The organism is Collimonas sp. GW821-FHT07E08, from assembly GCF_059418905.1.
On the sequence record NZ_JBWKQR010000014.1, the window covers coordinates 127,637 to 147,530 of the forward strand.

At 60.3% G+C, this 19,894-nt stretch carries 19 protein-coding genes; 14 read left to right on the forward strand and 5 right to left on the reverse strand.

What is annotated here, in order from left to right; genetic code table 11:
- Positions 1-577: 577 nt before the first annotated feature.
- The 9 genes from AC07RZ_RS18660 to AC07RZ_RS18700 all read left to right on the forward strand — a co-directional run bounded on the left by AC07RZ_RS18660 (position 578) and on the right by AC07RZ_RS18700 (position 10,252).
- Positions 578-949 carry a MerR family transcriptional regulator gene (locus AC07RZ_RS18660; RefSeq protein WP_092398658.1) on the forward strand — a complete coding sequence of 124 codons (372 nt, stop codon included), beginning with the start codon at positions 578-580 and terminating at the stop codon, positions 947-949.
- A 181-nt stretch (positions 950-1,130) separates the two neighbouring features.
- On the forward strand, positions 1,131-1,421 hold the full coding sequence (locus AC07RZ_RS18665) for a Flp family type IVb pilin (RefSeq protein WP_092398656.1): 291 nt from the start codon (positions 1,131-1,133) through the stop codon (positions 1,419-1,421).
- 210 nt (positions 1,422-1,631) lie between these two features.
- Positions 1,632-4,037, forward strand: a complete 2,406-nt coding sequence (locus AC07RZ_RS18670) for a pilus assembly protein TadG-related protein (protein WP_494669068.1) — start codon at positions 1,632-1,634, stop codon at positions 4,035-4,037.
- Positions 4,038-4,048: 11 nt separating this feature from the next.
- Complete coding sequence (locus AC07RZ_RS18675) at positions 4,049-5,224, forward strand: hypothetical protein (RefSeq protein WP_494669069.1); 1,176 nt, start codon at positions 4,049-4,051, stop codon at positions 5,222-5,224.
- A gap of 37 nt (positions 5,225-5,261) precedes the next feature.
- Positions 5,262-5,963 carry a hypothetical protein gene (locus AC07RZ_RS18680; RefSeq protein ID WP_494669070.1) on the forward strand — a complete coding sequence of 234 codons (702 nt, stop codon included), beginning with the start codon at positions 5,262-5,264 and terminating at the stop codon, positions 5,961-5,963.
- A 29-nt stretch (positions 5,964-5,992) separates the two neighbouring features.
- Positions 5,993-6,172, forward strand: coding sequence for a hypothetical protein (locus AC07RZ_RS18685; RefSeq protein ID WP_092398648.1), 180 nt, complete (start codon positions 5,993-5,995; stop codon positions 6,170-6,172).
- 23 nt (positions 6,173-6,195) lie between these two features.
- Positions 6,196-7,494, forward strand: coding sequence for a TadE/TadG family type IV pilus assembly protein (locus AC07RZ_RS18690; protein ID WP_494669071.1), 1,299 nt, complete (start codon positions 6,196-6,198; stop codon positions 7,492-7,494).
- Positions 7,495-7,595: 101 nt separating this feature from the next.
- Positions 7,596-8,579: a Flp pilus assembly protein CpaB gene (gene cpaB, locus AC07RZ_RS18695; RefSeq protein ID WP_092398644.1), complete on the forward strand. Its 984-nt coding sequence runs from the start codon at positions 7,596-7,598 to the stop codon at positions 8,577-8,579.
- 26 nt (positions 8,580-8,605) lie between these two features.
- Entirely contained in the window at positions 8,606-10,252 is a 1,647-nt protein-coding gene (locus AC07RZ_RS18700) for a secretin GspD/PilQ domain-containing protein (protein ID WP_186450459.1), read from the forward strand.
- 15 nt (positions 10,253-10,267) lie between these two features.
- Here AC07RZ_RS18700 and AC07RZ_RS18705 read toward each other — a convergent pair whose 3' ends face one another.
- Positions 10,268-10,606 (reverse strand): DUF192 domain-containing protein, encoded by a 339-nt coding sequence (locus tag AC07RZ_RS18705; RefSeq protein ID WP_144737512.1) that lies wholly within the window; start codon positions 10,604-10,606, stop codon positions 10,268-10,270.
- Here AC07RZ_RS18705 and AC07RZ_RS18710 point away from each other — a divergent pair.
- Genes AC07RZ_RS18710 through AC07RZ_RS18725 form a run of 4 tightly spaced genes read left to right on the forward strand, consistent with a single transcriptional unit; the run spans position 10,605 to position 14,555 of the window.
- Positions 10,605-12,449 (forward strand): TadA family conjugal transfer-associated ATPase, encoded by a 1,845-nt coding sequence (locus AC07RZ_RS18710; protein WP_494669072.1) that lies wholly within the window; start codon positions 10,605-10,607, stop codon positions 12,447-12,449. The genes AC07RZ_RS18705 and AC07RZ_RS18710 overlap by 2 nt on opposite strands.
- Complete coding sequence (locus tag AC07RZ_RS18715; RefSeq protein ID WP_092398636.1) at positions 12,442-13,299, forward strand: type II secretion system F family protein; 858 nt, start codon at positions 12,442-12,444, stop codon at positions 13,297-13,299. Before AC07RZ_RS18710 ends, AC07RZ_RS18715 begins: the two co-directional genes overlap by 8 nt.
- Positions 13,300-13,332: 33 nt before the next feature.
- Positions 13,333-14,226 (forward strand): type II secretion system F family protein, encoded by an 894-nt coding sequence (locus AC07RZ_RS18720; RefSeq protein ID WP_494669073.1) that lies wholly within the window; start codon positions 13,333-13,335, stop codon positions 14,224-14,226.
- A gap of 8 nt (positions 14,227-14,234) precedes the next feature.
- Positions 14,235-14,555 (forward strand): hypothetical protein, encoded by a 321-nt coding sequence (locus AC07RZ_RS18725; RefSeq protein WP_494669074.1) that lies wholly within the window; start codon positions 14,235-14,237, stop codon positions 14,553-14,555.
- A 7-nt stretch (positions 14,556-14,562) separates the two neighbouring features.
- On the opposite strand, the gene AC07RZ_RS18730 is transcribed toward AC07RZ_RS18725, so the two are convergent.
- The 4 genes from AC07RZ_RS18730 to AC07RZ_RS18745 form a co-directional block, all read right to left on the reverse strand.
- Positions 14,563-15,462: an SDR family NAD(P)-dependent oxidoreductase gene (locus tag AC07RZ_RS18730; RefSeq protein WP_494669075.1), complete on the reverse strand. Its 900-nt coding sequence runs from the start codon at positions 15,460-15,462 to the stop codon at positions 14,563-14,565.
- Positions 15,463-15,510: 48 nt separating this feature from the next.
- A complete protein-coding gene (locus tag AC07RZ_RS18735; RefSeq protein ID WP_494669076.1) occupies positions 15,511-16,245 on the reverse strand; it encodes an SDR family oxidoreductase in 735 nt (244 codons plus the stop codon).
- A 300-nt stretch (positions 16,246-16,545) separates the two neighbouring features.
- Positions 16,546-17,850, reverse strand: coding sequence for an LLM class flavin-dependent oxidoreductase (locus AC07RZ_RS18740; protein ID WP_494669077.1), 1,305 nt, complete (start codon positions 17,848-17,850; stop codon positions 16,546-16,548).
- Positions 17,851-17,886: 36 nt separating this feature from the next.
- Positions 17,887-18,849 (reverse strand): aliphatic sulfonate ABC transporter substrate-binding protein, encoded by a 963-nt coding sequence (locus AC07RZ_RS18745; protein WP_494669078.1) that lies wholly within the window; start codon positions 18,847-18,849, stop codon positions 17,887-17,889.
- A 205-nt stretch (positions 18,850-19,054) separates the two neighbouring features.
- Here AC07RZ_RS18745 and AC07RZ_RS18750 point away from each other — a divergent pair, with 205 nt between their 5' ends.
- Entirely contained in the window at positions 19,055-19,714 is a 660-nt protein-coding gene (locus tag AC07RZ_RS18750; protein WP_494669079.1) for a class I SAM-dependent methyltransferase, read from the forward strand.
- Positions 19,715-19,894: the final 180 nt, after the last annotated feature.

Here is a 19,894-nt window from a genome sequence, read left to right on the forward strand (position 1 = left end):
GATGCCTGCGCGCGCCGCCCCCGGCGCGTCGTTTACGAATGAAAAACCGTTTCCGATGCATCGTGTTCACGACCTTCAAATAACGTCATGCCGGCTTCGCATCAATGAAATGCAGGTGCCAATTTTTGGTTCTACTAAACAAAACGGCATTGGCGCTAAACAAAAATATTGCTGCAACTAAACAACGGATTACCGCTCAATCGTACCGATTGAAGTGATTTTTTTCTTGACGTTCTCATTAGTGTCAATGTTCTATAGTTACCCTACTTCAACATTATTTGACAATAAAAGACATGTATTAACATTCATTTTGAGTGGCACATGTCTTGCATAACATCAGGGAGGCGAGCGCTTGCGCGGCGTATCGTCAGCACCTTCCAAGCGCACCATGGCAAGGTTCGTTGTATATCTTCACCTGTGTAAAGACCGCAGTTAGTAGAACGTTTTATTAATCGGATCAAGCAATTCGGACGGATCGCAATACGTTATGAAAAGCTGGCACAAAAATACCTGTCATCTCTTTACCTTGTTTGCACCGCTATCCGGACCGCTTATTTGTTAACAAGGCAAAGGCGAAATGCGAATAGGAGAAATAGCAAATCGAGCAAAAGTAAGCGCACGTATCTTGCGTTACTACGAGTCGCAAGGACTGATCCTGTCACAGCGTCTGGCTAACGGTTACCGCGATTATCCACTGCAGACTGTGGAAATCGTCAGGCAGATCAAGGACCTGATTGAATGTGGTTTCAGCACGCGGCAGATTGGCACTTTCCTGCAGTCTTCCGGAAGCGAAAATTTTGATCCAAAACAAGGCGCCGCGGACCTGGCGCCACACATAGAGAAACTTCACGAACTGGATGGTCTGATCGACGTGTTGACCGAACGCCGGCGCCGGCTCTCCGAGCGCATTGCCTTGTTCGGTTCCCGCGCCGTTGCGTCGGTGAAGTAAAACAAAAAAATCATTCGAATGATTCAGGCACGCCATCGTCGCTGACGATGGCGCGGGATAGGCTGCGACAGTGTTTCGCGAGGAATTAGAAAACACGGCAGCTGGATAGACTAAAAATTGAACACGCTCAGTTTTAGCAACAGGGAATTGTCCCACCACCACCAGCCTCAGGAGATCCAAAATGGCATTGTTTTCAAACTCACCATCCCGTCGTATTAAAACCGCATTGCGCCAAGGCGGCCAAGGCATGTCGGAATACATCATCATCGTAGCGCTGATTGCGGTTGTCAGTATCGGCGTGTTTGCGGCTTTTGGCGGCGTTATTCGACATCAGGTTGCGGGCATGGCACAAGAAATGTCGGGCAACGATGGTTCGACAGAGATCACGGCAGCCAAAACTGCGGCAGATTTGGCTAAGACCAAAGCAGCTACCCAACGCACCATGAAAGATTACGGCAGCGACAACCGCTGATCGACCGCCGCTCCGGCCCGCATCGCTGCAGGCCGGAGCAAATCTTCGAATCTCAATCAACACGCTTCGTTTAGCGGGGCTTGCCGCGGCCGAGTGTTTCAGCTGCGAATAAAAATACTTTCAAATACTTTCATCAGAAAAGTAATGAATTGGTTCGGCCGGAGGCCGTCAGTCAATCATCAATAATTGATTTCTGATAGGGAGCGCATAGTGAAACGGGCATCGGGAAAAAAAGGCAGGGTCAACAGGAGCGCGGCTCTTGGCGGCTGGCGCCAGCGCGGCGCGGTGCTGCCTATCGCCATCTTCTTTTTTGCGGTGCTGTGCGTGGGCCTGTTTGCCGTCTACAACATGGCGCAGGTGACCAGCGAGAAACGGCAGCTGGTGAACGCCGCCGACGCCATCGCTTTCAGCACCGCCAACGTTGCTGCCGAAGGCTTGAACTACACTGCGTACACCAACCGCGCCATGATTTCCAATTACCAGGCGGTGGGACAGATGACGGCGATGTGGTCGAGCGTCGGCATGTCGGACCAGTACTGGAAAAACAACAGCAAGGTATTGAAGGGCATTGCAGCCCTGACCAAATTCATTCCCTATATCGGCTCCGCCCTGTCGGGCGTCACCAACGCCATCTCCAAGTTCGGCGACTTCTGGGAAAAGATAGTGAACGGCGTGCGCCTCACCAGCCAGGTGCTGGCCAATGCCGGCACCGCCACCGTATCCTTGTCGAACTATGCGATCTTCGCATCGCAGCAGGTGCACCTAGCGACCACGGTGTCCTCCATGATCAGCATGCAGAACGACCTGCTGGCAGCCAATGCGCCGCAAGCCGAATACATCCCGCAAACCATCGTCTACCAGATCGGCAAGAGCATGGTCGATTTCGGCAGCATGATCAAGCTGCACCAGCCGCCGCGCAAATTCCTCGGCCTGACCAAGATGCAGGAGGCCGGGGAAAAGGACAAGGACAAGATTGAATTCAACCTTGTGCACCATCTGATGATGAAGGAAATGTTCAACTTCACCAGCGGCAGCGGCGGCCGCCGCCTGTTTCCGAACGCCGTCGGCCTGTGGGCGGTCGACGGCTGCAATCTTTCCGCCATCAACGGCATGCTGACCGGCCTGGAAACCAACGGCCTGGAACAGATCGTGCCGGCGCTGAAAGGCAATGTCGCCGCCGACGTCATCGGCCCTGTGATCGAAGCCTTCATGAATACGGTTGGCGTCATCGTCAGTCCCATCATGTGCCTGTATGAGCGCACCGGCGGCACGCGCATGATGCAGATGCAGGACGGCACCTACGGCTGGAGCAACTTCGATGTGATCGACATCAATCCGCACCTGTTCAATATCCACATTCCGCTGGCCGGCGCCGTGACCATGTCCAAGGTCGGCCGCCAGGGCGTGGATGCGAACCAGGAAATTCCAGAGGACATGAAAAAATTCTCGGATGTGGTGAAGGCCGACGACGCTGCCAAAAAAGCCTATTGGGGCGAGGCGACCGGCCTCGACGATTGCATGTATTTCACATTGCCCAGCGGTGAAATCTATGCGCCGCGCCTGGGCGGCAAGAGCGGCGCATGCGCCTCGCTGGCCGCCGGCTCGGCAAAAAAATACTACAACCGCGGCGTCATGAATATTGCCAGGGCGGCCGGCAACAGCGCCATGAAAGGCCAGTCCGCCAACGCCAACGCTACCAGCACGCTCAACAACGCCATCGTGGCGCCGCTGGAGCCGGCGCTGGAAGCCGCCGGCAACGGCCTCAACTCCAGCAATTCGTCAGGAAGCGTGATCAACATGCCTAACGGCAGCACCAGCACCGTGCTTGGCGGTTCTCCCGCGGGCATGCCGGCTTCCGGCTCATCGCTGAATGCACCCAGCCCGGGCAGCGGCGATCCGGAAGTGCAGCTGGCGACCGCGCTGGCGCAGCAGGCGGCGAATTTCCAGAATCTCTCGAACCTGGGCGGCAATGTGGCGACTTCCGTGTCGAACATGCTGGGACAAGGCTTTTCAATGGCCCAGGAAGCTGCCGGCGATCCGCTCAACAATGTCAACGGTTTCCTGAAGTTCCTTCTGAATGCGCTGGGCCTGGGCGATCTGATCGATGTCATCAACATGCGTACATCGCGCGGCACCGAAACCTTGTTCCAGCGCCCCGGCCTGGGCGGCGTGGTCGCCGCCGACATGGGCTTGCCGGCGGAACGGTTCGGCTTCTGGGAAATGCGCGACGCCAATATCGGCAACTACAAGATCGGCGACCGCGGAGCCAGCAACCTGTTTGTCGCTTCCAAGGAAATACAGGACAACGCCTTGAAGGACCTGGGGCCGTCGTTTGTAGTGGGGCTGCAGGAATCGGTAGGCGCAATGAAGTCGCCGTTGAAAGAGGAAGGCAAATTCAACCTGGGCCGCGCGCCGATCAAGGACTACGACACCGAAATCAAGCAGGACTACCTGCAGGCAATGGGCAAGGCGCGGGTGTATTACCGGGCGCCGGTTGAACGCTGGACCAGCCGCATGCAAGTGATATCGCACGCCAATTTGATGCTGCCTTACTGGAATGCGCGGCTGGAAGGCTTGAATTATCCGGAAAAATTATTGTTCTTCACAATAAATTGAACAGCGACCCCATGCCTATCTCATCCAGAATTTTCACATTGCCGCGCAAGGCCGGACCCGGCCAGCGAGGGCAGGCCTTGTTCGAGTCGATCCTGGCCTGCAGCGTGCTCATGCTGTTCCTGTTCGGATTGCAGTGGGTCTGGCGTTTCGGCGAACTGAAGCAGCTCAATACCGAAGCGGCGCGCTTTGCTGTATGGGAGCGCACCGCCTACAAGGCGAACGGCGATGCCGATTACAAATCGCTGTACAGCGGCGACGCCGCCCTTGCTCCCAATGTATTCCGCAACGTCTACCTGACGCCGCGCGGCGCGCGCCAGAGCCAGGCCGACGGCAGCACCGCGCTGCTGCAGGACCATGCCGACTGGATGAGCACCGCGGCGCGCTTCTTTACCGACAAATTCGAGAATGCAACCTTCGGCGCCATCGCCAACGGCGCCTTGAGCGTCTCCACCAATTCCAGCAAGTCGCCGGGCGGGCCGATGGGATTCGACCCGACCGGCAATACCCTGACCAACCTGACGCTGGACCGCGAACCCTACGAGCGGGTCCAGGTCAGCGGCACGATCGGCCTCAGCGATTTCATCAAGAATTACATGGAAAAAACCTTCGGCATCGCCAAAGGGGAAACCGGCGCACCTGCCGGCGGTCTCAATCCGCGCAGCCTGGGCAGCCTGACCATGGTCACCAATTCCTGGTCGGCGCCGGTGCCGGTGGCGAACCATCGCATCGCCGAGCAGCTCAGCCCGTTTTACGACGGCGCCGCCAGCTCCGGCAGCACCGGCAATCCGGTCGGCAAGATACTCAACAGTAATTACTTCAACCTGCCGGGACTGATCGGCGGCGCTTCCGGTTTCGGCGGCAATTTCCGGGTCGACCTGGCGGGCATCAACCCGGCCCAGGTCTCGACCCTGGTCTCGCAGGGCATGGGCCTGGATTTCAACAGCCTGAAAAACCCCAGCGGCATCATCAAGGCATACAAATCTACCGACGACTACAAGGAAAATCTCAGCCTCGCGGGCAGCATGGCAGAAGCGGACTATATGGCGGTGAACTGCACGGCCGATCCCGGACGCGCCATCCGGCTGACCCAATACACCCAGGATGAGCTGTGCCCGGCCGGCATCATGCGCGCGCGCACCATCTCCATGTTCGACAATCCAGCCTGGCGCTTTTCTCCGGCGCCGTAGCAGACAAGGTAAAAAGGGGATTTATTTGAAAGTGTTGATGGCGGTTTGCTGGTGCCTGTTGCTGTGCACCGGCGCATATGCAGCGGATAAATGGAAATCGGTGGAAGGTCTGATGCTGGACGGTGTGCCGGACAACTGGCAACAGACCCGCCTGGCCGATGAAATCGAGGTGAATGGCTTGCCGATGCTGATCTATGAAATCGAAGGACCGCAGCCGCTGCGGGAAGCAGCGGTGATATTGGCGGCGAGCTGGGCCAAGGCCAAATGGAAAGTCACCACCAAGGCGGCCGGCCATGAAGTGCAGATCGTTGGCGTCAAGGACGGCTGGCTGAAACAGGCCAACCTGAGCAGCAACAACCGCAAGCAGACTCAAGGCTACCTCAGCATGTCGGACCTGCCGGCGCGCATGGAGCAAGACATCGACACCAAGGCGCCGGTGCTGGCCAAGCATCTGCGCAAGCCCCCGGGCACGGTGATCTTGAACGAAGTACGCACGGTGGACATGGTGGGCGAATCGATCCTGACCACCATGACCAACAATTTCGACATGGAACAGAACATTGCGTTTTACCAGGAAGACCGCGCCGCGGAAGCGTGGAAGCTGAGCTTCAAGAAAACCGCCGAAGACAACGGCGGCACGGTGATGCGCTATGTCTCGCCCAAGCAGCAGGAAGCGACCTACACCTTTACCAGGGGTGCCGGCCAGACTTTTGTCGTGGTCAACTGGATTACACGATGAAGGGGCGGCCGATGCAGCAAGGAACAGCAATGAAGCGCCGCCAGCAAGGGCAGGCCGCGGTTGAATATTCGATCCTGCTGGTGTGCGTGGCGCTGGTGCTGTTCGTGTCGGTGGACGGGGTGTCCTTGCTCAGCCTGCTGCTGGACGCCATACGTCATCTGAATTTCAGTTACATCAACGGCTTAGGTGTCAGCGCCACGCCAATTTAGCAAACAAGCCGAGAGCGTCATATATGTTGATCAAAGTCGGAAGAAATCTGAAACTGGGGCGTGGCGCCAGCCTGGCCGAATTCGTCGTCGCTATCCCGGTGGTGCTGATATTCGCCTTGCTGTGCCTGCAAATGGTCTTGATGTACCGGGCCAAGCTGGCGCATAACTTTGCGGTGCAGGAAGCGGCGCGCATCGGCGCCATGAGCAACGGCCGGGTGGTGCCGCGTTTCGTCACCGATCCGCTGACGGCGCAGCTGGGCAACCTTGGTTATGCGGCGGTCGGCAAGATCGTGCACAGCAAGGACTCGTCCGGGCGCGATGTCACCTCGACTGTCACTACCCCGGGCAATGAGCTGGCCGGCTCCGGCCAGGCCGAAGCCGCCAGCAACGGCGTGCCGGTCAACAATGCGGCCGGTTCGTCCAGCGGCGATCCCGACGAAGCGGCAAACCGCGCCGGTCCTATCTCCGGCTTCCTCGGCAAGGCCAAGCAAAAAATCGGACCGGCGGTATGGGCCTTCGTCAAGGGCCTGATGCGCTATGGCGACAGTTCGGTGCTGCAGGGTTACATCAACGGCATCACGCCGATGTACATGGGTAACGACACCGGCAAGGGAGCGGTAGTCGAAGCCCAGGTCGAAGCCTACAAAGACGCGATGTTCAATTCCTGCATCCTGTACCACAACCCGACCCAGGCTGCTTTCCTGGAATCGGGCGTGATCGAATTGCAGGGGCTCGATTACGGCATCCTCAAGCTGCCGGCCGACTACATGCGTTTCCGTACGCCGCTAGGCACGGTCGCTCCCGACGGCGGAGAAGATCTGTCCGACAGCAAGCTGAAAGGCGACATCACCAACAAGAGCATCCAGGAAAATACCGTGCTGTCGATCGAGATCTGGTGGAGCTATCCGCTCAAGGTGCCTATCGCCAACAGCATCATCATCGGCCTCACGCGCCTGTTCGGCAGCAGCAGCCAGAGCTCCGGCATTGCTGCCTCATTCCAGGCCAAGGCGCTGGAACGCGGCCGCTATCCGTTTTCCTCATCGGCCAGCTACCGGGCGCAAAACGCCTTGCACTGGCATCCCTTCTACCCGTTGGGAACCAAGTCGCCGCCTATCGGCGGCAGCGGCGGCTACCAGGCCTTCGACGTGGTCAGGCTGATCTGGAACAGCATCCTGAGCCGGCTGGAAGGAAAGTTCGATCCGGCCGAGCCGCAGATCGGTTTTTGCCTGGGCGCGATGGACATGGGCGACTGGGCTGCCGGCGAAAAGAACGATGTGAAGGAACACTGGTGGGGCGAGGAATATGACAAAGCTACCCACTAGGCTGTTGCGCATTTTCCGCCAGAGCCGCAATACCTCCGATTTTCCAAGACCAGCAGCGACTCCCGCCAGTTCGCAACGACGATTACTTTTACTCTCACATCATGAATATAAAACGTTTCATCAACCTGCAAAAAATCAAGAAAGCGCTACCGCTGGTCATCATCGTCCTGATTGCCGCATTCGCCGTCTTCCTCGCCAACAGCTACCTGAAAACCCGTTCCAGTGAAATCGAAAAAAGCCTGAGCGACGAAGCCAGCAAGGTGCGCACCACGGTGACGGTGCCGCGGATCGACCTCAACCCTGGCGACGTGCTGACCATGGAGCAGCTGGCCTCGCGCACGGTGCCCAAGGAATACATGAACTTCGACGTCATCTCGCCGGAGCAGATCGATGCCTATATCGGCAAGAAGATCATCCGCCCGGTGCGCAAGGGTACGCCTTTGCTGGAATCGTATTTCCTGATGTACGAATCGGTGCCGTTTTCGAAGTCGATCGAGGCCGGCAGCCGCGCCATCACGATCCCGGTGGACGAGATCAATTCTTTCTCCGGCCTGCTGCGCGCCGGCGACCACATCGACCTGTTCTACATGATGAAGCGGCCGCAGGAAGGGCCGCCCAGCGCCGGGCCGCAGCAGGAAGACACGGTGCTGGCGCCGTTGCTGAAAAATATCGAAGTGCGCGCCACCGGCCAGACCACGGTGCGCGAAGTGCTGGCGGCTGACCGCGCGCGTGAAGCCGGCCTGGGCGAGCGCCAGGGCCAGGCCGGACGCGCCACCTACAGCACGGTGACCATCTCGGTGCCGGCGGCAGACGCCCAGAAAGTCATCCTGGTGCAGACCGGCGCCCGCATCGTCGCCGTGCTGCGCAGTCCCGACGACCAGGGCGACGCCGAGAAAAGGCTGTTCCTGTCCGATGTCATCGATCCTGACGCCAAGCGCCGCCTGCAGATGCCCGGCCCGCAGGTCGATTACATCATCGGCGGCCGCTTCAAGACTGGCGAATATGCCGACAACAGCGAGGACCAGGCGAGGAAGCTCGAAGCCTTCAAGCGCCTCCTGGGCAGCGCAGCCGGTAATCCACAATGATATCCAACAAAAAGCCACGCAATAACATGACTAATCCAAGAACCTTCCGCTCCTGCCTGCTGTTGTCCGCCCTGATTGGCAGCCGCGCCTTTGCCGCTACACCTTTGCCGGAGACGTTGCAAAACCAGAACAAGGCACAAAAAACCGGCCAAAACCAGGTCCGCAGCAGCCGCGATGGCGGCGTCGAATACCTGGACGGCAATGCAATCGAACAGAACAACCTGATGAATGCGCCGGAAGGGATTCCTATCCGCAATGCCGGCGATCTTGCGGCCTTGCGGCCTTCGACCGGCCATGGCGGCATGCCGAAGGCGCAGCAGGCGGTCGACGACGAACTGGTCATGTACGCCGGCGAAGCGCGCGTGATCGAGGTCGGTGCGGTCAACCGCATCGCTATCGGCAACGGCAAGATCGCTTCGACCGCGGTGATTGAAAAGACCCGGCTGCTGATCATTGCGCAGGAAGTCGGCTTGACCAACATCCTGCTCTGGAACAAACCTAACTTTTCGCGCGAAATCCGCTTGCGGGTGACTGCGCTCAACGTCATCAAGCAGCAGCGCGACATCAAGGCTGCACTGGCCGGCCTGCCGGACGTAGATGTGGTGCGCCGTGGCGACCGCCTCTATGTCGAGGGCAACATCCGCTCGCGCGAAGATCTTTCCAAAATCACGGCGCTGACCGACCAGTACGCCAACCTGATCAACAGCACCAAGCTCGACATCGATACCGTGCCTGCTTACAAGCAGGAATCGCAGATGCTGGTGTTCGACCTGTATTTTGTCGAATTCAAGAAGGGCTACCTGGAAAACCTCGGCGTCAACTGGGCCAAGAGTTTCAACGGTTTCAACATCGGCATCTTCGGCGAAGCCTCGCGCGGCGCAGTCAACCTGCGGCCTTTGCCGCAAGACACCGGCACCGGCGGCAAGTTTGACCTGCCGGACCAGAAACTGCGCGGCATCGCCGCCAGCGTCAATGCCTCGATTGCGATTCCCTCGGTGATCCAGCTGGCGGTCGACAGCGGCGACGCCTTTGTGCTGGCTTCGCCCAGCATTGCTACCCGCAACGGCGGCCAGGCCAGGTTTGTCGCCGGCGGCGAGGTGCCGATCCCGACGGTCAGCCAGAACGGCACCAACGTCACCTTCAAGCCTTACGGCATCCTGATCGAGATCGCGCCGAAACTGGATGCGTTCAGCAACATCACCGGGATCCTCAAGGCCGAGGTCAGCAAGATCGACCCGACCGTTAGTGTCGGCGGCATTCCTGGTTTCACCACGCGCCGCACCGAGACCGATTTTTCCGTGAAGACCGGCGACGCCATCATCTTGTCAGGCTTGTACAGCCAGGACGGCAGTACCGACATCCAGAAAGTGCCGGGGCTGGGCGATGTGCCGCTGCTGGGCAACCTGTTCAAGAGCACCGGCACGATCCGCAACCAGACCGAGGTATACCTGGTAGCGATCCCGCATACGCAGGAAGGGGAGTCAGGGGAAAGTTCGAATGCCTTGCGCAACATAAGCAACCGCATCAACCAGTCGCGCAAGGCAGTGGGCATGCCGGAGGAGGCCGAGTTGCCGACGCTGCGCAACCTGCAGAAGGAAGTGCCGGCCAAGCCGCCGGTGCAGCCGGCGCTGCGGCCGGAACCCGCATTGCCGCCTGAGTACGGCAGCCACTGATTCGGCGGCGGCCGGCTAGAAGCGCAGCCGGTCGCCGATGCGCAGGGACAGCGCGGCAAGGGTAGCCGGATGGAGTTCAAGGGTGTGGCGCGCGGAGCGGTCGGAGGACAGGCTGCGGCGCTCCAGGACCGGGACGATCTTGGTGATTGCGAAGTCTTGCGACAGATACACCACGCCGATGGTGAAGTGCATGAAAAAAGTATGGACGGAATTGCAGTCCTTGAGCAGGTAGGCGCTGTCAGGCGCTAGCGTCCTGGTGAACATCAGGCCGCGCGCGCGGCTCAAAAACGAGTCGCCGATGGTGACATTGGCGATGATGATCTGATCATTTTTATATGCGGGAATAATTTTCATGGCAGAGAGCCAAAGTGGATTTGTGTTGATGGTGGTCGCGGACGATTATGACATACTCGATGAAGTTTTCGTCGACAAGGATCGCTTCGTCCTCGGCAAGGCGGAGAGCTGCGACCTGCGCCTCAAAGGCTGGAATGTCAGCAAGCTGCACGCGACTTTCCTGCTCAACGAGGGCAGTGTCTTCATCGAAGACAGCGGCAGCATCTTCGGCACCTGGGTCGACGGCGAACGCATCAACCGTCTCGGGCCGCTGAGCAGCAACACCGTGATCAAGATCGGCAATTACAGCCTGACCTTGCATACCAACCAGGAAAGGCATGAAGCCGGCGCCGGCCGCGAGCGGCAGAACCACGCCGTCAACCATGCGATCAGCGCCATCGAGCATGACTACGAAGAAGTGCTGGTGGCGGAACGCCCGCTGAAACAGGCCGGCCAGGCTCCCGCCGCGCCGCGCCCGCATACTGCAGCGCCAATCCATGCGCCGCCGCCACCGCCGCCTCGCTCGACGCCAGCCGCAGCTGCGGCAGCGCCTGCGCCGGCGGCGCCGCATCCCGGAACCCGCCCAGGCGCCGGCGGCAAGCAAATCGCGAATATCCCGGCGCGCGTGATCGATTTCGAGTTTTCGCGCTGGCGCAAGGCCTTGCATGAAGCAGTGCTGCATGAAATCGATTTGCGCCGTATCGACGCCAACAAGATGTCGGAGCACGACCTCAAGGCCAACGTCAAGAGCCTGATCAAGGAATTGCTGAGCACCACCTTCACGCTGCCGGACAACATCGACACCGATTTGCTGACCAAGGAGGTGCTGGACGAGGCGGTCGGGCTGGGGCCGCTGGAGCCGATGATCGCCGACGAAAGCGTGACCGAAATCATGGTCAACCGCCACGATGAAATATGGGTCGAGCGCGGCGGACGGCTGGAGCTTTCCAGCGCTACCTTCACCAGCGACCTGGCGGTGCTGGGCGCGATCGAACGGATCGTCACGCCGCTAGGGCGGCGTATCGATGAAAGTTCGCCGATGGTCGATGCGCGCCTGCGCGACGGCTCACGGGTGAATGCGATCATTTCGCCGCTGTCGCTGCGCGGACCGACCCTGACCATCCGGAAATTCTCGCGGCGCAAGATGGTGGCCGAAGACCTGATCAAGTATGGATCGATGACCGAGGACATGCTCAACATCCTGCGCAGCGCGGTCGAGCAGCGCCTGAACATCGTGGTCTCCGGCGGCACAGGCTCAGGTAAAACCACCTTCCTCAACATGATGTCGGCCTTCGTGCCGGACGACGAGCGCATCGTCACCATCGAGGATGCGGCCGAGCTGCAGCTGTCGCAGCCGAACCTGGTGTCGCTGGAAAGCCGGCCGCCCAATGTCGAGGGCAAGGGCCATGTGGCGATCCGCGACCTGGTGCGTAATTCGCTGCGGATGCGGCCTGACCGCATCATCGTCGGCGAGTGTCGCGGCGGCGAAGCGCTGGACATGCTGCAGGCCATGAATACCGGCCACGATGGCTCGATGACCACCTTGCACGCCAATTCGCCGCGCGACGCGCTGGCGCGGATGGAGGTGCTGGTGCTGATGGCCGGCATGAACCTGCCGGTGCGGGCGATCCGCGAACAGATTTCCTCGGCGGTGCACCTGATCATCCAGCTCACCCGCTATTCCTGCGGCGCGCGCAAGGTGACGGCGATCACCGAAGTGGTCGGCATCGAATCGGAAACCGTCCAGCTGCAGGACATCTTCAAATTTCATCGCGAAGGCCTTGACCACAACGGCAAGACCTATGGCGAATTCCGCTATTCAGGGATGAAACCGGTCTTTATGGAGAGATTGGAAAATGAATAACCAGATATTGCTGTTTTCAGGGATCCTGTTTGCGCTGGTGCTGTTCGTCGCCTGGTCCCTGATGAACTCGAAGAGCTATTTCCTCAAGGTGCTGTTCGACATGCACGTGCGCTACATCGGCCACATCAAGGAATGGACCGGGCTGCGCGACGGCCGCGTCTACATGGTGCTGTTCGCCCAGGTGGCGGCAGCCCTGATGCTGGTGCTGGTGATCTATTTCGTGCTGCGCAACATATTCCTGGTGCTGCTGATCGGCTATTTCATCTTCAAGGCGCCGCTCTGGATCAGCAACTACAAGCGCAAGCGCCGTCTCAACAGCATCGAATACGAATTGCCGACCGCGCTCACCGTGATCGCTTCCAGCCTGACGGCCGGCGTGTCGCTAAGCATTGCCTTGCAGTCGTATTCCAAGGAGAGCAGCTCGCCTCTGGCCAGCGAGTTCGCGCACGTGATCCGGCTGCAGAAGGTCGGCGTCGATTTTGAAACGGCGATCGAAGAAGTCGGCAAGCGCATCGACCTGGTCGATTTCCAGCTGCTGGTGATGACCTTCCGGATCTCGAAATCGGTGGGCGGCAACTTGTCGGAAACGCTGATGAGCCTGTCCAACACCATCCAGCAAAAGCTGACGATCGAAGGCAAGATCAGGTCGCTGACGGCGCAAGGCAAGATGCAGGGCTGGGTCATGATCTGCCTGCCGGCGCTGGTCGGGATTGCGCTGTTCTTCATCCAGCCGGCCGAAATGGGGCTGCTGCTGACCACGTTTTACGGCAAGATCGTACTCTTCATCTGTCTCACCATGGCCTACATCGGCCACAAGGTGATCCAGAAAATCCTGGCCATCGATGTCTGACGGCCGCGGACATATCGTTATCGGACAAATGCCATGAGCAGCTCAATCTATCTTTACGGCGCGATCATACTAGCCTTCGGCAGCCTTAGCGTATTCATGTTTTACCTGTTCCGGCTGGTGGCCAACGTCAAGGTCACCAAATTCCGGCCGAACATGGATCCGCTGCCGCCGTTGCTGAAAAAAATCTGGCACGGGGTGATGTTCTTCGATTTCTATTTTGGCGCGACAGTGTCGGAGGCGCGCCTGCAGAAACGCAAGCAGATGCTGAACACCGCCGGCCTGGAATATTTCATGACGCCCGGCGAGACGTTCGCCTTGCAGTTCTTCTCGCTGGCAGTAGCGGTTTTTTTCGCCGCATTGGTCGGCCTGGCGGCGTTTGGCGTCGACTACATCGTGCTCATCATCATGCTGGTGCTGGGCCTGATAGGCTGGTTTTATCCGTTGATGTGGATCCGCGACCAGAAGAAGAAGCGCAACATTGAAATCTCGCGCTACTTCCCGTCTTTCGTCGATATCGTGACGCTTTGCTGCGAATGCGGCCTGACCTTGAACACCGCCATCGTCAATTTCTGCGAACGCGGCCCGGAATGCATCTTGCGCCATGAGATCGAGCGAGTAGTGCGCGACATGAAAACCGGCGCCGGCCGCGCCGACGCCCTGGGCAAGTTCGCGCGCCGCACCGGCAACATCGACATTTCGCGTTTTGTCGGCATCGTCCTGCAATGCGACAAGCTCGGCGTGCCGCTCGGGCCTACCTTGCGCAAGTTCGCCGAACAAAAGCGCACCGAACGTTTCCAGCGCGCCGAGAAGCTGGCGATGGAAGCGCCGATGAAAATGATCGCGCCCCTGATCATGTTCATCTTCCCGATCACCTTTATCATCATTGCTTTCCCGATCGTGATGACGATCCTGATGAATTTCAAATAAGAGAAAAGATGAAAAAAATCGTCGCTGCGATTGCGGCTTTTTCCTTGGCCGCCGCCAGCCAGCTGGCATGGGGCGCCAAGGTCATGCCGGAACTGAAGAAAGCCAATACCGACATCTGCCTGAAAATGGGCGGATCGGCGCGCGGTGCGCCAAAGGCGCCGGAAAAAATGCCAGCCTTTTGCGGCTGCGTGTCCGATGCCTACTGGGACAGCGTGCCGCAAAGCGAATACAACCTGCTGGTGCAGACCGGCAAATCGCCGTCGCTGGAAGCCAACCTGGAAAAACGCCTCGACGCGGCCAAGGCGGCTTGCCTGAAGAAGGCCGGCTAAAACCGCATCAGCCGATTACCTTCGGGCGCAGCAGGTCTTCCAGGCCGATGCGGCGGAACATCTCGCTGCGCACGCGGTCGGCGACGCCGTTGACGATCTCGCAGCCGTCTTGCGACGGATCGATATGGGTCCGCAACGGACGGCTGCCGAAAGGCATGCCGATCACTGCGACGATGGCGTCGGCTACCGATCCGGCATCGGCGTCGGCCGGCTCCAGCGCCGCCAGTCCCTGCAGCGCCTGCTGCGGCACGCCGGCGTAGGGACCATTGTCATACTCGGCAGCGCGCGCCTTGTCGACCGGTGCGCCGGAATGAGTGAAATGATTGGTGCCCTTGGTGAATGCGCCAGGCACGATGATCGACGTCTCTATGCCCCAGCGCGCCAGTTCTCCCGCATACGACACCGCCAGCGAATCCATGGCAGCCTTGGCCGCGAAATACGGCGACAGGTAAGGCGGCGTGCCGCCGCGCGCGCTGCTGGAAGAAATCCACATGACCAGGCCCTTGCCTTGCTTGCGCAATTGCGGCAGGGCGGCGCGGTTGACGCGTTGCGTGCTGAGCACGTTGATGTCGTACAGCTGGGCGAACTGTTCCGGCGTAAATGCTTCGGCCGGACCGAAGGACATGTGGCCGGCGTTGTGGATCACCACGTCGAGCCGGCAGCAGGCGGCGATGATGCTGGCGATGCCGGCGTCGACCGAATCGGCGGCGGCGACGTCGAGCTCGACGCTGCGCAGGTCGACCTTGTGTTCGGCGGCATAGCGCGCGGCTTCAGCGACCTGGGGCGCATTGCGGCCCTTGGTTTCGCGCATGCTGGCATACACGATATGCCCGGCGTGGGCCAGGGCGCGGGCGGCGAGGGCGCCGAAGCCGCTGGAGGCGCCGGTGATGACGATGACTTGTTGCATGATGTTTTCCTTTCGCAGGTATCTAGGAATGGCGCGTCGTTCCAGCGCTCAGATGATGCCGCCGTTGGCGCGCAGCACCTGGCCGTTGATCCAGCCGCCGTCGGCGCCGGCCAGGAAGGCGACGGTGGCGGCGATGTCTTGCGGCTGGCCCAGGCGTTCCAGCGGCGCCAGCTTGGCGAGGCGGTCGACCACTTCTTGCGGTTTGCCGTTGAGGAACAGGTCGGTGGCGGTCGGCCCTGGCGCAACGGCGTTGACCGTGATGTTCTTGCCGCGCAGCTCCTTGGCGAGCACGCTGGTCATCGCTTCCACTGCTGCCTTGGTGGCGGCGTACACGCCATAGGACGGTTGCAGCATGCCGACCACGCTCGACGAGAAGTTGACGATGCGACCGCCGTTGCGCAGCCGTCTGGCGGCTTCGCGCAGGGTGTTGAAGCTGCCCTTGAGGTTGATGGCGACCTGGCGGTCGAAGCCGGCATCGTCGGTATCGGCGATAGCGGCATTGAGCATGATGCCGGCATTGTTGACCAGCACGTCGACGCCGCCGAATGCCTGTTCCGCGGCATCGAACATGGCGCGCACCGCGGCCGGGTCGCTGACATCGGCCTGCACCGCGAGCGCCTGGCCGCCTTGCTGCACCAGCTGCCGGGCCAGCGTTTCGGCTGCCGCGGCGCTGCCGGCGTAGTTGACGATGACGGCAAAGCCGTCGGCTGCCAGCCGTTGCGCTACTGCGGCGCCGATGCCGCGCGACGATCCGGTGACGATGGCTACTTTTGCGTTGTTCATGTGAGGCTCCTTGAGATTGGTTTGAGGGCTGTTTTTAACCACCCTGGTGTTCCTGGATATCGGTTTGCTGGGCAGTGGATACATCATGCCGGTTAATTATTCATGGATAAACTGGCTGAAATTGACAATACTATTCAATGGTAATCAACAATTGGGCGAGCGGGACCGGCGCCCGGCATCCTGCGCTCAAGGAAGGTGGTGGAGGCTACGGATAGGAAAATTGCAGGCTTCACCTGCGCGCGGCAGGTCAATGCAGGATGGCGCGGCAAGCGGCCGCCCGGATATTCCCTGGCTGTGGCGTCAGTCTTGCAGGTAGCTGCGCAAGGTGCCGCCCCGGTAGTCAAGGCGGAACTGCTTGCGTTCTTGCAATTCCGGCACCACCAGGTCAACAAAATCTTCAAAGCCGTTCGGTAAATGCACCGGCGTGACGACAAAACCGTCGGCGCCTTGCTGCGCCACGATATGCACCATCCAGTCGGCGATGTCGGCGGCGGTGCCGGCTACTTGCGGCACCAGCACGCCGCTGGCGTACATGCGGCCGATGTCAGCCAGCGTCAGCCGGCGCTCGGCGGACAGCTCGCGGATCAGGCTGAACAAGCCTTGCATGCCGGCCACCTCCAGGTCGGCGATGGGCGCATCCAGCGCGTAGCCTGAAAAATCCACGTTCATGTGGCTCGACAGCGTCGACAACCCCACGATAGGATCGACCAGCGCGTTGTGCCGGGCGCGCTTGTCTTCGGCCTCGGCGCGCGAAGCGCCGACAAAAGGCATGACGGCGGTCAGCACCTTGATGTCGCCAGGCTTGCGGCCGAATTTGGCGGCGCGGCTTTTCAGGTCCTGGTAAAAACGCTGCATGCGGGGCAGGTCGGGCTGTATGCCGAACACCACTTCCGACCAGCGCGCCGCAAAATCCTGGCCGCGCTGCGACGATCCGGCCTGGATGATGACCGGCCCGTGCTGCGGCGAGGCTGGAATGTTCAGCGGTCCGCGCACATTGAAGTAGGCGCCGCTGTGGGCAATCGCAGATACCCGGTCGGCATCGGCGTAACGGCCGCTGCTTGCCTCCAGCAGCAGCGCGTCGGGCGCCCAGCTGCCCCACAGCTGATGCACCACGTCGAGGAATTCGTCGGCGCGGTCATAACGTGCGTCGTGGCTCAAGGTATGGCGCAAGCCGAAATTGTCGGCTTCGCCCTGGTTGACCGAAGTCACCACGTTCCATGCCGCGCGTCCGGCCGAGAGGTGGTCCAGGGTGGCGAATTCGCGCGCCAGGCTATACGGCTGGCTGTAAGTGGTTGAACGTGTCGCGCCCAGTCCTATCTTGCTGGTGAGGGCGGCCAATGCGCCAAGCACAGGCAGGGGATCGAGCCGGGTCGCGTCCTGGTCGCCGTGGCTGACGCCATAGCGGTGGTCGCCGCCGAAGCGGGTTGAGACTGCCAGGCGGTCGGCAAAAAACAGCAGGTCGAATTTGCCGCGTTCCAGCGTTTGCGCGATGCGCGCGTAATAATCGAGTTTCAGGAAACCGCCCGGGCTGCTTTCCGGATGGCGCCACAACACCTGGCTATGGGCGGCGTTGCCGGCGATCAGGAAGGCGGCAAGGTGCATCATGGTTCATTTTCCGTAACGGGTTCGGGTCAACAGGCGCTACAGCAAAGCTTCGGCGTACACCTTGTCTTTGACTTGCACCTGCGCCTTGATCAGGTTCAGCTTGTAGAAGACTTCAACGATCTGCTGCTGTTCGGCGATGATGGCGGCGTCGATCGGCACCACGGTGTAATTGCGGCGCTCCGTCGCCAGCTGCAGTACCTTGGGGTCGACGCCTAGCTGCGGCGCCAGCAAGGCTGCGGTTTCCTGCGGGTGCGACTGGGCCCAGGCATTGGTTTTTTTCAGTTCGGCAAACAGGATGCGGATGATGTTCTTGTTGCGGTCGACGAAACCGGGATTGGCCAGGTGGAAGGTGCGGTTGCTGGACAAGCCGGTGCCGTCGCGCAGGATGCGCGGACTGGTCGAAATCTGCTGGCCCGCCAGGTAGGGATCCCACAGCGTAGCGGCGTCGACATTGCCGGACTGGAAAGTGGCGCGCACGTCGGCCGCGTTGGTGACGTAGACCGGGACGATGTCGCCATAGCTCAAGCCGGCTTCCTCCAGCGCCCGCACCAGCAGGTATTGCACATTCCAGCCGCGTCCCAGCGCGACTTTCTTGCCCTTCAGCTCCTTTACGGAGCGGATCGGCGAATCCTGCGCGACAAAAATCCCGATGCCTTTCGGATACGGCTGTTCGGCGGCCAGGTACACGGCATTGACGCCGGCGGCGTTGGCAAAGGCGGATGGCGTGTCGGCGGCATGGCCGAAATCGATGGCGTCGCCATTCAGGGCTTCGGTCAGCTGCGGGCCGGCCGCAAACTCGAACCATTTGACTTTCCATCCCAGCGGCTGCAAAGCCTGTTCCAGGTTGCCGCTGCCTTTCAGGATGTTGAGCGTGTTGAATTTCTGGTAACCGATGCGCAGCGTACGTTCTTCGGCCGCCAAGGCCGGCAGCGCAGCCGCCGCCGCGCCGGCCGCCAGTCCCTGTAAAACAAGCCGCCTCTGGCCGGATATGGTCTTCATTTCTACGGGTTCCCTCAGTCGGTCTGGCTCATGCATCCTGCATGCAAACGACCATGCTAGCCGCAGCGGCAAGGAAGGGGAACGAAGCGTTTCGACGATGCTAAATCGGTTTCTGTATAAGCGCCGCCTGCGGCGCCATATCCGGCGGCAGCCGGCCCATGGCGGGTATGGTAAATTGATTGCCTTCATCCCAGGAGCGCATGCCATGTCCAGCCGCACGCTGAATCTCGACGATACTCTCTACGATTACCTGCTGGCGCATTCGCTGCGTGAGCATCCAGCGCAAACCGCGCTGCGCGCAGCGACCGCCAAGCATGCGCGCGGCGCCATGCAGATTTCTCCCGAGCAGGGCCAGTTCATGGCCTTGCTGATACGCCTGACGGGAGCGCGCAATACGATTGAAATCGGCGTGTTCACCGGCTATAGCGCGCTGTCCGTGGCGCTCGCGCTGCCCGACGGCGGCCGCATCCTGGCCTGCGACATCAGCGACGAATACACCAGCATTGCGCGCCCGTATTGGGAAGCTGCCGGCGTCGCGCACAAGATCGACTTGCAGCTGGCGCCGGCGCTGGCGACACTCGACGCCCGCCTTGCCGCCGGCGCCGCGGGGCAATACGATTTTGCCTTTATCGACGCCGACAAGACCGGCTACGATGCCTACTATGAGCGCTGCCTGCAGTTGTTGCGTCCTGGCGGACTGATCGCCATCGACAATGTGCTGTGGGGCGGCAGCGTCGCCGACGTCGCGGAAGATGACGACACCGCCGCCTTGCAGGACCTGAACCGCAAGCTGCACCGCGACGAGCGGATCGACCTGTCCATGCTGCCGGTCGGCGACGGCTTGACGCTGGCGCGCAAACGCTGAGCGTTCGGCGTTCGGCGTTCGACGTTCGGCGCCAGCGTCATTTCGCCGGCAGCTTGCTGCCGTAGCCTTCGATAGCTTGTCTTAGGATGGGACACGGGTCACTGTGTCCAGTCCTAAAATAGGTTGACAGGTTTTATTGCAACAGAGACGCCCGATGCACCGCATCGGGCGTTTTGTATT